This is a genomic window from Lutibacter sp. TH_r2, assembly GCF_033101135.1.
Taxonomy (GTDB): Bacteria; Bacteroidota; Bacteroidia; order Flavobacteriales; family Flavobacteriaceae; genus Lutibacter.
Map to the genome: position 1 here is coordinate 316,469 of NZ_JAWMPV010000001.1, position 18,581 is coordinate 335,049.

Here is an 18,581-nt window from a genome sequence, read left to right on the forward strand (position 1 = left end):
TTATTCTTTCAATTTATACACACGTATATAATCTATATAAGTTGTTCTATCTTCTTTACTTGCTGTAGCAACTTTGCTTCCTTCTTCTGGAATTGGATTCCAGTCATAAGCTTCTATGGAAAACTGTAAAAACAAATCTTGATCAAAAGGTACAGGAGGTGTTAAAGTATATACGTATTCTCCATCGAGATAAAACAATAATTCTGTGGCGCTTTTCCAATAAAAGCCATAGGTATAAAACCTTTCTGAATTTTTTGTTGGTGGCGCCATTTTTTTCTGGTCTCTAACCGATTTATTACAAGCCGATTCTCTATGTATGGCATTTGAATGCATTATCTGATCCCAATCATAAGCCCACTTATGTGTTTTTTCTGTTAACTGGCCAACAGATTCCGTAATGTCTATTTCGTGTTTATTTTCACAAGTTCCTTTGTGACACAGCCAAAAACCACCGCCCATTTCAGTCTTATTCATTTTCATTCTACATTCATAATAATGTCCAATTGAAGTTGAAACAAAAGACCTTAAAATTCCTCCGTGATATTTATAAGTTATTGTTTTATTATTTGATTTAAATTTAACTGGTTTAGGCAACTTCCCAACTTCAATAGTTAAATATCCATTGTCAATTCCAAAACTTTCTTTTTGAAACAAAGCAGGTACACGCCCCTTCCAATTTAATTCAGAATGTCCATCAGGACCAAGATTCCATTTAGCTTCGTCTATTTCATTTCCATTAAACTCATCGCTTAATTCGTTTACTTTATCCCAAACTTTACCTTCAACTTTTGGTTGCGCTATACTATATGAACAAACCAATAAAAACGCAATTAATGTTAGTGTATGCTTCATTAAAATTTCAATTTAATTTTTATCAAATTCTTTAACTGTTGGCATTTTTTCATCAGCCTGTTTTATTCCTTTCGCTCCGTTTAAGCCTTCAAAATATCTTAAGTAATTATGTGATCCGTATTTAGCTTTTTTATCTCTTGCTTCTTTACCAATTTCTCTTAACCTTGGTAAATCAACTTTTTCGTCACCAACCAATAATAAATAACTATTTTCTGAAACTACTTCACCACTTTTATCTTTCATTTCAATTTTAACGTGAAATTGATCTCCTAATTTACCTGGGACTTTACAATTTACAGTAGCATATTTCTTTGAACTGTCTTCCTTTACATTACCTATTTCTATCGTTTCTCTTTGTACTTCTTTCTTGTTATTATCGTAAAATACAACTTCAGCTTTGCAAGATTTAAACTCTTTATACATATCGTTTACAACCCACAATTTACCAATAAACTCTTCGCCCGGCAACCAACGTCTTCTTTCGTGTTCTAAACTCACCAATAATGGTTGATATGCCATTTTCACATATTCATAAGATATTTTTGGCTGCTGATAATAATCTACTATTCCCCATTTCATATCAGGCGCAAAAGTGATATAATGACAAATACTAATAGCGCTAGATTTTGGCTTTCTTCTTCGGAAGTATTCCAAACCATATTGAAAAATAACACCTTGCGCTATTTGCGTTGCATCCACAAATTCTTGCATACTTCCAGTTGCTTGCGTGTTTAAAGCATCAAAGTTCAATGTTCTAAAGGTATCAAAATCCGTCCAATGATGTCCCCAACTTGGTCCTGGAGGCCACAATTCATCTTCAGGAATAAACTTTTTAATACTTTCAACATTTGGACAAGAAGAAATAGCCAACTCTGGTACCGCTGCAAAATCTTTACTGTTGAAAAATTGCTCCATATTTTTATGACCTTCACCATAAAATAAACCATTGGCGTGTGTACTTTCTTTAGGTTTAAAACCTAATTTTATACCTACGTGATCACTTAAAGGCGAAACCGGAACGTAGTGTAAATTGGTATATGGTTTTACAACTTCACCCAATTCTTTCATTAAATTTAGATTGTGTAAAGGATCAGAAGCCGTCATTAAAATTTCTTCTCCACCTTCAATAATAACCATACACGGATGATTTCTTAAATCTTTTACTACTGAAATTGCTTCAGAAAAAATGGCTTTTTTAAACTCCTCTGTTTTTGGTAGCGATAAACTTGCAATAGGTAAAATATCTTGCCAAACAGTAATTCCTTCTCTATTACATAATTCATAGAAATATGGAATTTCAGTAGGATGCCAACCAAAAATACGCAGGTTATTCATATTAGCTGCTTTCGCTAATTTCACAAATTCTTCATATTTTTCTTTTGAAGCTCTTCCGAAGAAAATATCTGGTGGACCTCCCCAAGTTCCTGAACGAATAAAATGACGTTTTCCATTCACCATTACTGTCCAAGGATTTTCTACCTCATTTTTTGTATAACCAGGATTCATTTCCATTTTTAACTCACGAACTCCAAAAACGGTATTATCAGCATCTAACAATTTGTTTTTACTATTTTTTACTGAAACATTGGCAATATAAAGGTTTTGATCACCCAAATCCCACGGATACCATAATTTAGCCTTTGGAATATGAATTGAAGTTTTAAATTCATTTACTCCAGAAGTCAATTGTTTTTTTATAGTTGTTGAATAGGTTTTAGATTCAAAATTTTCTCCTTTAATCTCAATTTCTATATCAACCAATTCATCTGAATTGCCTTCATTATTTAATTCAACCTGAATATCTAAATCTGCCGATCCATTTTTGCCAAGCTTGGTTTGCACATAAACATCTTCAATTTTTGCTGACTCATAAGCTTCTAAACGCACAGGTTTCCAAATACCAGTAGGCACAAGGTCTACCCAATAATCTCCGTGCCAAGCAGGTTTTCTACCCGCCACTTGACTATAACGTCTTGGTGCTGGATGCAATCTAACCGCCAATACATTTCTTCCTCGTCTTTTAAAATCAAAACTTACCAAATCTGTAACATCAAAAGAAAAATCAGTAAACATTCCTTCGTGAGAACCCAACATTTTTCCGTTCAAAAACACATCACAAGCATAATCTACTCCATCAAAAGTAAGATCAATCTTCTTGCCTTTCATTTCTTTTGGCACATTAAAAATACGTAAATACCACCATTCATATTCATTCACCCATTTGGCTTTTACACTGTTTCTTCCAAAATGAGGATCTTCGATTCGTCCTACTCTCCAAAGATCTGTAAACACATCTCCAGGAACGTGAGCAGTTGCCCAATTCAGAGCATCTCCCATATGATCGTAACTAATTTCAGGAAATTTTTCTTCCAATCCTCTACCTGGTAACGTTCCTTGAACTTTCCAATGGTAACCACTTAAATCGTGTGTTATTCTCTCTGATTTATTTTCAGAAGCTGTATTATTATTTTGGGCAAAAGAAACATTCACCGTAAAAATTAACGACAGTACTATACAGGTATTTATAAAAATTCGTTTCATATTAAAATATTATTTCTTCAACTCTTCAGTTTGTTTTTTAATTCTCTCTTTTTGCTTTCCTGTTAAACGGTGTGTATAATGAAATTCAGGACTATAATTGTAATGATGATCTTTCATTTTTTGATCATCAACATCTTGACTTAAATCACAATCAAAACGTGTAAGTATGGTATGATTCCAATTTCCTCCTGCATTTATAAAGTGCGAAATTCCCCAAGTAATTCCTCTTCCATTTTTAGTATCAGTAAATGCATCTGGCACAAACGGCCCTGCAGCAACTGGTAGTAATTCAGTAATTGCAGCTATCTCAAAGTTTACCCAATCTTTAGCATACTGAATTGTATTATGCTCTTGCCCATCTCTCTGAACAATAGCAGCTACACCTTCTTTAAAAGGAAATAATATTGTTTCGTGACCTGAATTGATTACTGGATTTAATGGATGCTTTGTAAAAGGTCCTAACGGATCTTCAGCAATTGCCAAACCTTGCATTCTTATTTTTGAAGGTTTTAATTCTGGTCTTTTATCAAAATCACCTTTGTAGTATAAATATATTTTTCCATCGTGTACTAATGGATAAGGATCGTGAATAGAATATTGATCCCAAGAACCTTCTGGCCCATTTGGAATTACAATTTTCCCTGTATGCTCCCAAGGACCATCAGGTGAATTTGCAACTGCTACAGAAACTGGACAAAAATCCCCACGTAATCCACTTGCTTCCATAAAAGCTTGAAAGTACAAATAGTATTTTCCTTTGAATTTTAAAATATCAGTTGTAGTAACTGAACGCCAACCTGGTTGTGGTTTTGGAGGTCGAGGAACTGCAATTCCTTCTTCCTTCCAAGTAAAACCATCTTCAGAAGTTGCGTACCAAATATCTGCTAAATCCCAATCTGCTGATGGAATTACATCTGTAGCTTCTTTTGCACGCGACATACCAACCGCTTTAACTGGTGTTTTTCGGCCAGTATACCAAACATAGTATTTCCCGTTTTCGAAAATCACTTTTGAAGGGTCACGACGTGTAATTGTTCCGTCACCGCCATTATAATCAAAACCTTTCAGTTTTGTGTATTTAAATTGGGTGTAGAGTTCTGTTTGTTCAGGACGAATATTTTCATACGCATTGTAATTTCTTTCTACAGCTTTACTTAAAGGTCTGCTTGGTTTTTCAGCAGGAATAAAGAAAGGAAATTCTTCATTTGTAGTTACTTCTTTTTCAGTTTTATTTACATTACAACCTACTAAAATTAATAGTATAATAGCCCATAAAAATTCGTGTTTTATTTTCATTTTAGTACGTTTTAAAATTCAAAAGTTAAATCAATTACAATTGGCTCGTCGTCGTTTCCAAAAATCATTTCGGCATTACTTGTTGGTCCCATCTCGCCAATTTCTTTAAATTTAGTTCCAATTGGTGGTATATTTTTTACAAATGAAATATCGCCGCTTGGAAACTTTGTTACTGATGCCCCTCGCAATACATCTGCAGGTTGCTCTGGAGTTAACATTCTTAAAAAAGTATGATTGCTATGGCAATACACATTAAAACCATTGTTATTGTTACCACGTAATTTTGCCCAATAAATGCTTGAGAAATAACCTTTAAATTCAGGATACACATAACCAGATTCTCCTGTTATTGTATTGTTATAATCATTTTCCCAAACCTTTAGTTGAGTTCCTTTCATTCTATTACGCCATACTCTATATGGTCCATCTCCTAACCATTTCATTCCTGCAACTTCTTTTTCTGGAAAAGAAAAGGTAATTCCATAGAAATCTTTGGTTTTACGAGTTCCTATAATGCTTACTTGCAAATCCACTAAACTATTTGGGTGAATGGTCCATTTTATGAAATCTTGTGTCATTTCATTGTTATCCTTCCAGTCCCAATATTTCTTTTTTTGCTGATAAAGTGCAATCACTTCAACCTTATCTTGATAAGTTTTAAAATACACAGTATCTAATTTTGATTTTGTACCTAAAAGAACTGGACCTTTTGATAATGGAATACTTACTCCATTTTTAACTACCTGCTCAATTTCACCTGTTTTTGATGAAAAAGTTAGATCTAATTTATTTGTTGAAACTTCAATTTTGGAAGTATTACTTTTGGTTGAAATTTCTCCATTTCCTGAATAGCTAATTTTACTATAATCCTGCGGAAGTTTAACCGGATAAGACCACGTAAAAATTTCCATTCCGTGTTGGTTGGTTGCTGTTAAATAAAGAACATCTGCATTTTTCCAATTTTGTGGTAAATCAACTTTAAATGTTCCTTTATTTTCTGGAGCTAATGAAGGTAAACTCACAGATCTTTCCGATATTACTTTTTCTTGAGCTGATCCATTTGGACCTTCAAAAGAAACCCATTTAGCTTGCATTGTACACGCATCTAAATTTGTAAAATGGTATCTGTTTTCAACTCTAAATACACCGTTAAATCCTTCTCTTATATTTCGTTCTTCAATATAAATTGGAGACCAAACTTCTTTAATTGTAAAATAGCTCCCTTCTTTTTCGCCATACGGACCAACAATACCATCAGGAGCGTGATTACCATCTGCATCAAGAATTCCATTTTTATCGGTTCTTACCACTGCTTCATCAGCAAAATCCCATAAAAAACCTCCTGCAGATAACGGCAAATTCCACATTACTTTCCAATACTCATCTAATCCAGCACCGTGACCACCATCATATAAACCGTGTAAAAATTCAGTAGGAAATGATATTTTATCTTTTACATAACCATCATAAGCCAAACCGTGATATGGTAAATAATGAAATGTATTCGTTTTCTTAAAAATTCCCCAAGGGTGAATTACTTCTCTTTTTTGAATGTCCCATTTAGCAAATTCATCGTCTAATTCCGTATTCCAACCTGTTTCATTACCGTTGTCCCAAATTAAAATTGATGGGTGATTTACATCTCTAACCACTGTTTCTTTCACCAGTTTTTTCCCAACTTCAGTATCTAAATAAGGTGTATGCCAAGTACAAAGTTCATCAAGAACAAACAAGCCAAGCGAATCACAAGCTTCTAAAAAATGAACATCTGGTGGATAGTGAGACATACGAACTGCGTTCATATTCATATCCTTCATCATTTTAATATGTTCAATACTTAATGCTTTTGAAGTTGTTCTTCCAGATTCTGGGTGAAAAGAATGACGATTTACACCTTTAAATTTAATGCGTTTATTATTTACATAAATTCCATCACCTTCTCTTACTTCAACAGTTCTAAATCCTATTTTTTGATTGTATGTATGTAGAACAGTTCCTTTTTTATCTAACAAACTTATTTGAAGTTGGTACATTTTTGGTAACTCTTGATTCCAAGTTTGAATGTTAGAAGCTGAAGTTGAAACAATCCACTTACCATTTTCTTTCACTAAATTATCAATACTTAAATCTTGTATTTTGTTGCCTTTATCATCCAATAAAACAAATTTTGTATCAACAGCTTTTTTTGAATTTGTAAATAATTCGGCTTTAATCGTTCCATTAGCTTTGGCATCGATTGCAACACGTTCTATATGCTCTTTTGGAAATGCCTGTAAATAAACCGGACGATATATTCCGCCAAAAATCCAGAAATCAGTATTACGCTCACCACTATTAATAGATTTATTAGAAGACATTTTATTTACCTTAACTTCAATAAGGTTTTCGCCTCCATATTTCAACAATTTGGTAATTGAATATTTGAATTCATAAAAAGCACCTTGATGAATTTCTCCTGCCAACTTTCCATTTATTTTCACTTCAGCATCCGTCATAACACCTTCAAAAACAATTTTCACCTCTTTATTTTTCCATTCTTTAGGAACAGAGAACTTATGTTTGTATAAACCGTGTTCATCGTGGTATTCTTTTCCAGCTTTATAATCTCTTCCGTAATTGTAGTTTCCAAAACCTTGCAATTCCCAACAAGAAGGCACTCCAATTTTTGTCCATTTTTTACTGTTCATTCCATAAGAGACTTTAAAATCCCATTCAACCAAGTTGTCTTTATCTGTTCCTGATAAATATTGAGTTTCAATTTGATTTTGTGCAAAAACTACTTCTGAAATACTAAACAGAAAAGCAACCAAAAGCAACGTATATATTTTTAAATGTTTCATTCTATACTAATTAAAATTCAAATGTTAAATCAAGTACTATTGGTTCGTCATCATTACCAAAATAATGCTCTTTATTCCCTTGAGGCCCCATACTTTCAGAAAACTGAAACTTTGTTCCAATCCCAGGTATATTCATCACAAAAGAAATATCACCTTTTGGAAATTCAGGATGTAATTTCCCATTCTTGTTTTCTTTAGGTTCTTGTGGAGTTAACATACGTAAATACGTGTGCGGTGTTTTACAATACACTGTAAAACCATTGCTATTATTACCCTTTACTTTTGACCAATATAAACTTGAAAAGAAACCTTTGAATTCAGGATACACAAACCCAGATTCTCCAGTAACAGTATTGTTATAATCGTTCTCCCAAACTTGGAATTTTGTTCCTTTCATTCTATTACGCCAAACTCTGTAAGGGCCATCACCTAACCATTTCATACCGGCAACTTCTTTTTCTGGAAAAGAAAATGTAATACCTCTAAACCCTTTTAAATTTCTGAATCCTTTAAATTCAACTTTTAAATCTAGTAATCCGTTAGAATTAACTGTCCACTTTATTATATCTGAACGTTTTTCTTTTATTGTTGACCACGCAGGCATCCATTTTTTCTCTTCAAAAACTACTAAAATTTCTACCTTTTCTTCTGAAGGAGTTACTTTCAACTCTTTAATTTTGTCTTTCTGATTTAAAATTATTGGACCATTATTTAACGGAATTATTGTATTCCCTTTCTTCACTTCTTGAAGTAAGCCCGTTTCTTCTGAAAACAAATAAGTTATTCCATTTGCTTCAACTTTAATAGTTTTGTTTGCAGTTTCAGTTTTAATTTGTTGTTTTGTTCCATTATCAATTTTAGGAATACTCACTTGTTTTGGCTTTGAAACTGGATATGTCCACGTAAATATTTCTTTCCCACGAAAATCTGTAGCTGTTAAATGCAAAGCATCTGCCGATCTCCAATTTTGAGGTTTAACTAATTCAAATTTACCTTTTGCTAAAGGATTTAAATTAGGTAACTCTACTTTACTTTGAGATAGAATAGTTGCTTTCGATTTTCCATTTGGACCATCAAACTTCAACCATTTGGCTGTCATTGAACATTCTTCCAAATTGGTATAATGGTAACGATTTTCTATTCTGAAAATTCCGTTAAAATCTGCATTAATAAATCTGTTTTCAATATAAATTGGAGACCAAATTTCTTTAATAGTGAAGTAACTTCCTTCTTTTTCACCATAAGGTCCTACAATTCCATCTGGAGCTTTGTTACCTTGTAAATCTATTTCTCCATTTCTATCTGTTCGCTCAATGCCTTCATCTGCAAAATCCCAAAGAAAACCACCCGCACTTAATGGTAAATTCCACATTATATTCCAATAATCATCTAAACCAGCTCCGTGCCCACCATCGTATAAACCGTGTAAAAATTCTGTAGGAAATAATATTTTTTCTTTCGAATATGAATCATTGATTAAAGAATGGTAATGACTATAATGAATAGTATTTGTTTTTTTATAAATACTCCAAGGGTGAATTACTTCTCTGTTTTGAATGTCCCATTTTGCATAATCATTGTCTACTTCTGGATTCCAACCTTGTTCATTTCCATTTGCCCACAACAAAATTGATGGATGATTTACATCACGAACCACAGTTTCTTTTACAATTTTAGTTGCAACTTTAGTATCTAACATAGGATTGTGCCACGTACAAATTTCATCAATAACAAATAAACCAATAGAATCACAAGCTTCTAAAAAGTGTGTGTCTGGTGGATAATGTGCCATACGAACAGCGTTCATATTCATATCCTTCATCATTTCAATTTGCTCAACACTCCAAGCTTTTGAAGTTGTTCTTCCAGATTTTGGATGAAATGAATGGCGGTTCACACCTTTAAACTTAATTCGTTCCCCGTTCACATAAATTCCGTCACCTTCTAAAATTTCAACAGTTCTAAAACCAACTCGCTGATTCACTGTATGTAAAATAGTTCCTTTTTTATCTAATAAATTGAATTGTACAGCATATAAATTTGGCTTTTCAGCATTCCAAGTTTTTATATTGTTTGCTTTTGCAGAAATTTGCCATTTACCATCTTCTTTTTTAACTGCATCTACATTAATATCCTGAACTTTATTTCCTTTTAAATCAAATAACGCTAAACTAACATCGCTTGCTTTTTTTGAATCAAGAAATAAATCTGCTATAATATTCCCATCAGCTTTCGCATCAACAGCCAAGCGATCTATATTATCTTTTGGTGAAATTGTTAAATAAACCGGACGATAAACTCCTCCAAAAATCCAAAAATCTGCAACACGTTCTGCTTGATTGATAGATTCGTTTGCTGAAACTTTATTTACTTTAACTTCAAGTAGATTATTCTTACCGTATTTCAACAACTTGTTTATTGAATAGTTGAATTCGTAAAAAGATCCTTGATGAATTTCTCCTGCCAATTTTCCATTAATCTTTACTTCACAATCAGTCATTACACCTTCAAAAACAATTTTTACATCTTTAATTTTCCAACTTAATGGAACGCTAAAAGTATGTTTATACAATCCGTATTCTTTAGCTCTATTCTTTTCATCATCGCTACCATAATTGTACGCTCCAAAACCTTCTTGCTCCCAACAAGAAGGCACTCCAATTTTTGTCCATTCTCCGCTTTTTCTTCCTTCAGAACAATAAAAATCCCACTCTACAAGATTGTCTTTATCTGTTCCTGATAAGTATTGGATTTGAGTTTCAATGTTATTTTGAGATTTTTTTTGTGCATTTCCAAACTGAATTGAAAACACAATTAATGCTAGTAGAACCAATCTAAATTTTTTCATTTTTTGTATTTAAATAAGATTAAAGTTTTCTTTCTAAATTTCTTTCAAAACATAATTGACTGTTTAGCTAAAAAAACTTCATATCAAATATATTTATAAGGATTATATTTAATAACTTTAACGCACCTTTAACGGTACCTATAACGGTTAATGTTTAAATTTAATTATTTGATTTTCAAACAAAAACTATATGATTAGCACAAAGCTTTCAAAAAATCAAAAACAAGAACTTGTCACTAAAATACGTGAAAGTAATACCTTTAAAAAGGCTTCAACTAGTAATGCCTTGCTGCAATATTTGAACGAAGCTACTTTAAATGGTGTTAATTTAAAAGAGAGTGTTATTGATATAGAATTTTTTGGAAGTAAAGTAGTTACTGACAAAAACAATCCTAGAGTACGTGTTAATGTATACAACCTCCGAAAAAAAATTGCTCAATATTATGAAAATGAAGGAAAAGATGATATTTGGCAATTAACTATTGATAAAGGTCAATATGAGGTTCGTTTTTTTAAAAAACAAGTAGGGAAACAACTTATTAAAAAACTGAAATGGGCTCAAATAATCCCTTATATTGGTTTATTTCTAGCCATATTCGCTCTTTTTTATACAAACTCATCTCCAAAACCACCAAGCCTTTGGAAATCTATAATTAACAAAGAAAAACCTACTAATTTGTTTATCGGTGATCACTTTGGTGTTGCGGGAACCACAATAACTGGGCATACAGGTTGGACACGTGATTTTAACATAAATAATATAAATGAATTTTATGATTTATTAGAAGAAAAACCAGAATTAAAAAATTATATAAAACCAGCCAACTACACCTATACTACAAGAATGGCTGCTTTAGCAACCCAACAATTTGAAAGACTTTTTCAACATTACCATCAAAATTTACCAATTCGATTTTCAACATTAACTTCAATTTCAGAAATAAAAGAAGGAAATGCTATTTATGCAGGTCCTATTAAAAATAAAAATCAATTTATTCGTTTTTTTAATGAAGCCAATCCTTATTTTACTATCGGAAATAGTGAATTAAAGCTAACAAATCATCCACAACTAAAGGATACAATATTTAACCTAAAATCACCTATTGTAGAAGAAGAATATGCTTTGGTTTCAAAATATTCTAGCATTGGAGATACTGAACATTTTGTATTTTTCTCTGAACACGATATTGGTGTAAGTGCTACTGCAGAATATTTCACAAACAAGGATAGTTTGCAACACTTTGCAAAAACATTTTTGAAAGATAAAAAACATTTTACAGCATTATTTAAAGTTAAAGGGCAAAACCGAACTAATACAGATATAAAACTAGAAATGGTAGTAAGTTTTTAATTTTACTACCATTTCAAAAATATTCTAATTAATGTAATTTATTAGTTCACGTCAACTAACACAATTTCTTTACGTTTATCCTCACTTCTTAAGGTAAACTTAATATTTTTAGTCTCTAGCTTTTCAATATGTCTAGCGTAAACACCATAAGCAGGTGTAGCTCCTAATTTAGTAAATTCAGGGTATTCCGTTTCATTTTCTGGCACCACAATTTTAGTGTCTTCTTCAGTTCCACCTCCAGGTAAACTAACTTCTATATTTTCAAATTTTATACTGCCAATTCTATGATTTGGGGTTCCAGTAAAAAAGAAACCTGAAGTTGGAGTTAATCTTAACTCTGACAATTCAGAAACACTTGCTTTTATATTTCTAATTACAACATTATTGATACTTCCAACTGGCTTTTTTGGCACACCTCTATATGTTAAACCTCTTTCACCTAAACGAATAAAAATTGGCATTTCAACATTTTCCATAGTAATATCTTCAATTAACACATTGTCAATATTTGCACCATCAACACTTAACATTTTAATTCCTCCTCCTCGAGTATCATGAATAAAACAGTCTCTAACTGTTATATTTTTATAATCTCCCATTGATTCTGTTCCAAATTTAATGGCTCCCCAATGACTCTTAATTTTACAGTCGTAAACTTCAATATCTGATGAAGGTTTAGGACTCGTAGACTTAAAACAAATTGCATCATCTCCAGAATCAATTGTAGCATTTTTTATAACACCGTGCGTGCTAGAATCTATATCAATAGCGTCATTATTTTGATTTGCATGGCTATGAATATCTATTCCATCTATTTCAAATTGATCACATTGAAAAAGATGCAATGTCCAAGCAGCAGGCTGACGCAAATGAATATTTTTCATTTTTACATTAGTTGCACGCACTAAACGCACTAAAAAAGGACGATTTGAAAATCGTATATTATTATTTACATACTTATTGTCCTTTGCAATTAAATCAGAAAAGTCAGGTACAATCATTTTTTCACCAAGCCTTTTTAAGGTTTTTACTATATTTTTATTAGTGAACATTTCTCCCTGACCATTTATAGTGCCTTTACCTGTTATAGATACATTATCTACATCTATTGCGCCAATAAAACATTGACCTCTAAACTGACCTGTAGCATCAATAAATGGATCTACAACTGGAAAATCATTAGGATTAACACTTGCCAATAAAACAGTATTTTCAGTAATATTTAAATTAACATTACTTTTTAATAATAAAGTCCCAGAAACAAAAGTTCCACCATCCAAAGTAACAGTTCCTCCTCCGGCTTTGTTACATTCATCAATTGCTTTTTGAATTGCCTCTGTATTTATTGTTTTGTTATCATCTAAAGCGCCATAATCTTTCACATTCCAAACTGTTTGTTTTTCACAAGACATTAATGTGATTACTAAAAGACTAACTATTAAAGTGATTTTATTTTTCATTTTTAAAATTTGTATTATTTAATAGATTCCTGCCTACGCAAGAATGACAAATCAATTAATCTATAGTTTGAAAACTTCCCCACCAATTATTTTTAGGATCAAAATCTGGTGACAAATAAGCTTTTCGCTGTTTCTCTAAACTTTGTAATTTTTTAGTTGCCATTTTTTCTAAATGTTTGGCTTCCAACTCCGCATTATATAATGGGTCTTTTTCAGGATATTTAGCTCCAACTTCTTTTAAATAATCGAATAGTTCTTTTTTTAATGATGCTGTTATTTCTACATTATCTTTTGATATTTCATTCATTTCCGCTACATCATTCTTTAAATTAAATAACTCATTTCTACCATCTTCATAATAATGAATCAATTTCCAATCTCCTTTTCTAATAACTGATGAAGGTTCACCTCCTTGATTTCCATAATGAGGGTAATGCCAAATAAGTGGGCGTTCTTCAATAGTTCCTCCTTTTAAAATCGGTGCTAAACTTACACCATCTAAATGTTCTTCTGGTTTTAATTTTGCACCCACTAAATCTAACAAAGTAGGATAAAAATCTGCTCCAGAAACTGGTGTATTATTCTCCGCAATGCTCTCTAACCAAGGAACTTTTATAAAATAAGGCTCTCTAATTCCACCTTCATATTGATACCCTTTTCCACCTCTTAAAGGTAAATTTGAAGTAGAATAAGAATCTCCAGCTGATACTCCACCGTTATCTGATGTAAATACAACAATGGTATTTTTATCCAATCCTAAATCTTTTAATCCTTGTAATACTTCACCAACTGCATCATCCATAGATTCCACCAAACCAGCATAAATAGGATTGTCTTGAGTTTCGCGCATTGGTAAAAATTTCTTCATTTTAAATGAACTTTCTGCAATACCGTTTGCTTCTGCTTTTTTACGGTATTTTTCCCATTTTTCTTTTGAAGTTTGAATAGCACCGTGAACCGCATAAAAAGATAAATAAGCTAAAAACTTTTTGTCTTTATTATCTTTCATAAAATTCACTGTTTCTTTTGCCAAACGCATACTTAAATTTTCACCATCTTCACCATCTTTTAGATTTGGATTTTTGTATGGCGAATAATAACCTCCACGAGGTCCACCAGCGTCCCAGCCACCTTTGTTAATATCAAAACCGTGATCTTCTGGCCAAGAACCTTCTTCACCTAAATGCCATTTCCCTGCAAAAAACGTTGTATAACCTTCTTCTTTTAAAGCTTCTGGCAACGTAACATCTTTATGTGCTAAATTATGATTGTAGGTTGGAGGCATTAACTTTGAAAAACGTTTCTTTTCTCTCCATTTTTCTCCTTCTCGAGCTCCAATCCAATCTGTAATTCCGTGACGTGCAGGAAATTTACCATTCATAATACTTGCTCTTGAAGGGCTACAAACCTGACAATTAGCATAACCATTGCTAAAAACTGTTCCCTCTTTGGCGATAGCATCAATATTAGGAGTTTCATAAAAACTATCGTTTCTAAAACTCATATCGTTATATCCATAATCATCTGCAAGAATGAATAGAATGTTTTTCTTTTCTGGCTCTGTTGATTTTTCCTCAACTTTTTTGTTTGTATTACACGAAACAAGTGATGTAACAACTATTAAAAGAAGTGTAACTATTTTTTTCATCATTATTATTTATTAGCTTTTTTATATTCAATTGGAATGGCAATATTTCCGTTTACTTTGTTATCATAAACCGCAACATAAATCATAGTTGGTTGCCCTTTTTCATTGGTTAAAACAAACGGACGTTCCACACGTTTTGGTTTCCAAATTGTTCCATCCGAAAGTACGAATTCTTTCTTCATAAAAACGCTTCTTTCATCTTGTTGCCAATCAAATCCATCTTCAGAATTAAACAACGCTAAATCCTTTTTTCCCATAACGTGACAAACCATATAATATTTGTTCATTACTTGATCAAACCACATACAAGCGTCTTCTGTTTGAGCTTTAGCATATACAGGTTTTTTCTTGAATTCAAAAGGACCTTCTGGATTTTTTGAGCTTCCCACTAATTGAATTCTAAAAGGATTTTCGTACTTTAAATCATCTCCTTTCATAATCATTAAATACTGATTATTTTGATAAATTACCGCAGGATTTACAGCTATTTTTTTGAATTTCTCATTGTCTGGTTCCACAACAACTTTTTCTGAACGCACAAATGGACCGTTAGGATTATCTGCAATTGCAACTCCAATTCTTTGACTATCTCTTATAGGTTTTCTGTTATTTTCAAACCAATCTTGAGTTGGATATTCAATACCATCCTTTTTTAGCAGATCTTTAATATCATTCGCTATGTAATACAAGCAAATTTTTCCTTCAGCAATTGTTGCGTATGGATTGTGAGAGTTATTCAAATCCCAACCAGTAGTTTTTTTATCTTTTAAAACCACATTTACAAACTCAAAAGGGCCTTCGGCATTATCTGAAACTGCGTGTGCAATTTCACAATTGGTCATCCAACCTTTATGCTCGTATTTTTTATTCCAACGAGCGTAATAAGCGTGGTATTTCCCTTCCCATTTTACGACACTTAATCCCCAAACAAAATTATCTGGCTCTACTAAAACCTGTGTTGTTTTCTTATTATTTTGAAAACTAGCCACCGTTTCTGGCGACAAAGCTTTAAAACTAATGTTTTTATAGTCTCTTATTTCTTCTTGACTATTTACACCTGATTTAGTTCCGCAAGAAACTATTGCAAACAATCCAATTAATATTAAAATACCTTTTTTAACCATTTTTAATAATTTTCAATAAAAAATAAAGTGTTGCCTTAAAAGTTTTGAAAACCTTCATTCTGAACTTGTTTCAGAATCTCATTATTTTTAATGTTGTTAATCTTCTTTATGAGACCCTGAAACAAGTTCAGGGTGACGATATCCAACATAAATTATTTTGTTTCTACAACAACTACAGCACTTTTTAGTCTTCTAGATTTTGCAGTTAATGTAATTTTCCCAGAAGTTTTTGAAGACTTCAAGACAGCTAAACACATACCGCTAAACGCTTTTCTATGATTTGCTTGAAAAGACTCTAAACTAATTTGATTTCCATTATCTACAGCTACCAATTCTCCTGCACCTTTTACAGAGAAGTTTACCAAATTAGTTGCATTTGGACATAAATTTCCATTTTTATCTTCAATTCTAACTGTTACATAAGCTAAATCTTCACCATCGGCATTAATTTCTCTTCTGTCAACTTTTAAACTAACTTTTGCTGGTTTCCCTGCTGTGTTAATTTGTTTTTCTAATACTTGTTTTCCGTCTTTATAACCAACAACTTTTATGTTACCAGCTTCGTAAGGTACATTCCAAGACAAACGGTATTTAGATTGAAATGTTTCTCCTTCATACCTGATAAAATTAACAATTAACTCTGTTAAGTCTTTACCTTTTACTTTTTTACCCATTGATTTTCCGTTCACAAAAAGCTCTGCAGAATCACAGTTAGTGTAACAATAAACAGGAATATTATCACCTTCCATTCCTTTCCAGTTCCAATGTGGTAATAGGTGAATCATTGGTTTTGTTGTCCAATGACTTTGGTATAAATAGAATCTGTCTTTTGGGAATCCACATAAATCAACAGCTCCAAAATATGAACTTTTTGAAGGCCAATGACCATTCCAATATCCGTTTGTTGAATTATCTTTTCCTCCGTATGGAGTTGGTTCTCCTAAATAATCAAATCCGGTCCAAATAAATTCTCCCATAATATTTGGGTTTTTCTCTTGAAAATGGAATTCAACATCTGGTGGATATGCCCAAGGTGGGCCAATTAAATCGTAACTAGTTACGTGTAAAGATTCGTGCGTTGTATATTTTTCAATTGGTAAATGATACACACCACGACTACTTGTACAACTTGAAGTTTCTGAACCATACAATGCTAATTGTGGGTATGTTTCGTGAATATATTCATATTTAGTTGGCTTATAATTGATACCTGCAATGTCTGATTGTGCTGCAAAATTCATTTTATAAGGCGCTTCAAAATTGTTCATTCCTAATGTTGTAGGACGCGTTGGATCAATTTCTTTACAATAATCACTTAACATTTTAGCCACTTTCCAACCATTCTTTTTATCGTGTTGTTCGTGAATTTCGTTCCCTGTACTCCACATAATTACTGATGGATGGTTTCTATCTCTTTTCACCATATCTTTAATATCACGCTCCGCCCATTCTTCAAAAAATACATTGTAACCATTTGGAACTTTTTCTTCTTTCCAAACATCAAAAGCTTCATCTAAAACTAGTAAACCTAATTCATCACAGATCTCTAAAAACTCTCTAGATGGCGGATTATGACTTGTACGTATAGCATTAACACCCATACTTTTCATAATTTGAAGCTTACGTTCGTCAGCTCTTCTATAAACTGCTGAACCTAATGCACCGTTATCGTGGTGTAAACAAACACCATTAAATCTTATTTTTTCTCCGTTTAAGAAAAACCCTTCAGTAGTAAATGAAATTGATCTAAAACCAAAAGTTGAATTGTAAGTATCTATTACTTTTCCGTTTTGAGAAACAGTGGTTACTGCTTTATACAAATGTGGATTTTCAGTGTCCCAAATTTTAGGATTGTTCACATTTACCCAAGTTCCTGAAACTTCGCTAGAATTTGCTTTTACCGTAATTTCATCATCAATTGAAGCAGCTAATTTTCCATCTGGTGAAAAATACTCTTGCTTTACTTTAACTTTAGCATCTGTATTACTATTATTTACAATAGTAGATTCATTTTGAACAACACCTAATTTTTTTGAAACTGTTGGTGTTGTAATATAAGCTCCCCATTGCTCTACGTGAACTGGACTGTCAATCTTCAACCAAACTGAACGGTATAAACCTGCTCCAGGATACCAACGAGAAGATAAATCTTGTGGACGTAAACGAACTGCCACAACATTGTTTGAACCATCGTATTTTAAGTGTTTACTTATATCGAATTCAAAACCAATGTAACCGTATGGTCTGTTTCCTACAAATTCTCCATTTACCCATATATGAGCATCATACATTGCTCCTTCAAATTCTAGTCTTACAACTTTTCCTTTTGCTGAAGCTTCCATTTTGAAATCTTTTCTATACCAACCTGTACCGTGAAAAGGTAAACCTCCACACCGTGCATTGTATTCTTCACTAAAAGGACCTTCAATTGCCCAATCGTGTGGTAAACTTAAATTTCTCCATTTTGAATCATCAAAATTTGGTTGCTCTGCTCCTTCAGCTTCAGCATTGTAAAAACGCCAACCATCGTTAAACTTAATATCTTGTGCTTGAGTTTTATTTATACCAACCATTGCTAGCAATAAAAAACTCATTAAGTAAAGTACTTTTCTCATTTTAAA

10 protein-coding genes are annotated in these 18,581 nt (G+C 32.4%); 1 reads left to right on the plus strand and 9 read right to left on the minus strand.

Annotation, left to right across the window (positions count from 1 at the left end; genetic code table 11):
* From R3X25_RS01355 to R3X25_RS01375, 5 genes are read right to left on the minus strand one after another with little or no spacing between them, the layout of a single operon-like run.
* The gene (locus tag R3X25_RS01355) at positions 1-852 is read right to left on the minus strand and encodes a glycosyl hydrolase (RefSeq protein ID WP_317671097.1); all 852 of its coding nucleotides are present in this window, start codon (positions 850-852) and stop codon (positions 1-3) included.
* Between the two features lie 12 nt (positions 853-864).
* Complete coding sequence (locus tag R3X25_RS01360) at positions 865-3,393, minus strand: beta-mannosidase (RefSeq protein ID WP_317671099.1); 2,529 nt, start codon at positions 3,391-3,393, stop codon at positions 865-867.
* A gap of 9 nt (positions 3,394-3,402) precedes the next feature.
* On the minus strand, positions 3,403-4,689 hold the full coding sequence (locus tag R3X25_RS01365) for a glycoside hydrolase family 117 protein (protein WP_317671101.1): 1,287 nt from the start codon (positions 4,687-4,689) through the stop codon (positions 3,403-3,405).
* Positions 4,690-4,700: 11 nt separating this feature from the next.
* Positions 4,701-7,529, minus strand: coding sequence for a glycoside hydrolase family 2 protein (locus R3X25_RS01370; RefSeq protein WP_317671103.1), 2,829 nt, complete (start codon positions 7,527-7,529; stop codon positions 4,701-4,703).
* 10 nt (positions 7,530-7,539) lie between these two features.
* Positions 7,540-10,377 carry a glycoside hydrolase family 2 protein gene (locus tag R3X25_RS01375; protein ID WP_317671105.1) on the minus strand — a complete coding sequence of 946 codons (2,838 nt, stop codon included), beginning with the start codon at positions 10,375-10,377 and terminating at the stop codon, positions 7,540-7,542.
* Between the two features lie 190 nt (positions 10,378-10,567).
* On the opposite strand from R3X25_RS01375, the gene R3X25_RS01380 reads away from it, so the two are divergent.
* Positions 10,568-11,728 (plus strand): hypothetical protein, encoded by a 1,161-nt coding sequence (locus tag R3X25_RS01380; protein ID WP_317671107.1) that lies wholly within the window; start codon positions 10,568-10,570, stop codon positions 11,726-11,728.
* A gap of 41 nt (positions 11,729-11,769) precedes the next feature.
* Here the strand turns inward: R3X25_RS01380 and R3X25_RS01385 are convergent, their stop codons facing one another.
* From R3X25_RS01385 to galB, 4 genes are all read right to left on the minus strand, one after another.
* Positions 11,770-13,188, minus strand: coding sequence for a glycoside hydrolase family 28 protein (locus tag R3X25_RS01385; RefSeq protein WP_317671109.1), 1,419 nt, complete (start codon positions 13,186-13,188; stop codon positions 11,770-11,772).
* A gap of 55 nt (positions 13,189-13,243) precedes the next feature.
* The gene (locus tag R3X25_RS01390) at positions 13,244-14,836 is read right to left on the minus strand and encodes a sulfatase (protein ID WP_317671111.1); all 1,593 of its coding nucleotides are present in this window, start codon (positions 14,834-14,836) and stop codon (positions 13,244-13,246) included.
* Positions 14,837-14,841: 5 nt separating this feature from the next.
* Entirely contained in the window at positions 14,842-15,960 is a 1,119-nt protein-coding gene (locus R3X25_RS01395; protein WP_317671113.1) for a glycoside hydrolase family protein, read from the minus strand.
* 152 nt (positions 15,961-16,112) lie between these two features.
* Positions 16,113-18,575: a beta-galactosidase GalB gene (gene galB / locus R3X25_RS01400; RefSeq protein ID WP_317671115.1), complete on the minus strand. Its 2,463-nt coding sequence runs from the start codon at positions 18,573-18,575 to the stop codon at positions 16,113-16,115.
* Between the last annotated feature and the right edge of the window lie 6 nt (positions 18,576-18,581).

Coding starts and splice junctions, on each gene's coding strand:
- R3X25_RS01355 (WP_317671097.1), bottom strand. CDS start 852: ATGAAGCATACACTAACATTAATTGCGTTTTTATTGGTTTGTTCATAT.
- R3X25_RS01360 (WP_317671099.1), bottom strand. CDS start 3,393: ATGAAACGAATTTTTATAAATACCTGTATAGTACTGTCGTTAATTTTT.
- R3X25_RS01365 (WP_317671101.1), bottom strand. CDS start 4,689: ATGAAAATAAAACACGAATTTTTATGGGCTATTATACTATTAATTTTA.
- R3X25_RS01370 (WP_317671103.1), bottom strand. CDS start 7,529: ATGAAACATTTAAAAATATATACGTTGCTTTTGGTTGCTTTTCTGTTT.
- R3X25_RS01375 (WP_317671105.1), bottom strand. CDS start 10,377: ATGAAAAAATTTAGATTGGTTCTACTAGCATTAATTGTGTTTTCAATT.
- R3X25_RS01380 (WP_317671107.1), top strand. CDS start 10,568: ATGATTAGCACAAAGCTTTCAAAAAATCAAAAACAAGAACTTGTCACT.
- R3X25_RS01385 (WP_317671109.1), bottom strand. CDS start 13,188: ATGAAAAATAAAATCACTTTAATAGTTAGTCTTTTAGTAATCACATTA.
- R3X25_RS01390 (WP_317671111.1), bottom strand. CDS start 14,836: ATGAAAAAAATAGTTACACTTCTTTTAATAGTTGTTACATCACTTGTT.
- R3X25_RS01395 (WP_317671113.1), bottom strand. CDS start 15,960: ATGGTTAAAAAAGGTATTTTAATATTAATTGGATTGTTTGCAATAGTT.
- galB (WP_317671115.1), bottom strand. CDS start 18,575: ATGAGAAAAGTACTTTACTTAATGAGTTTTTTATTGCTAGCAATGGTT.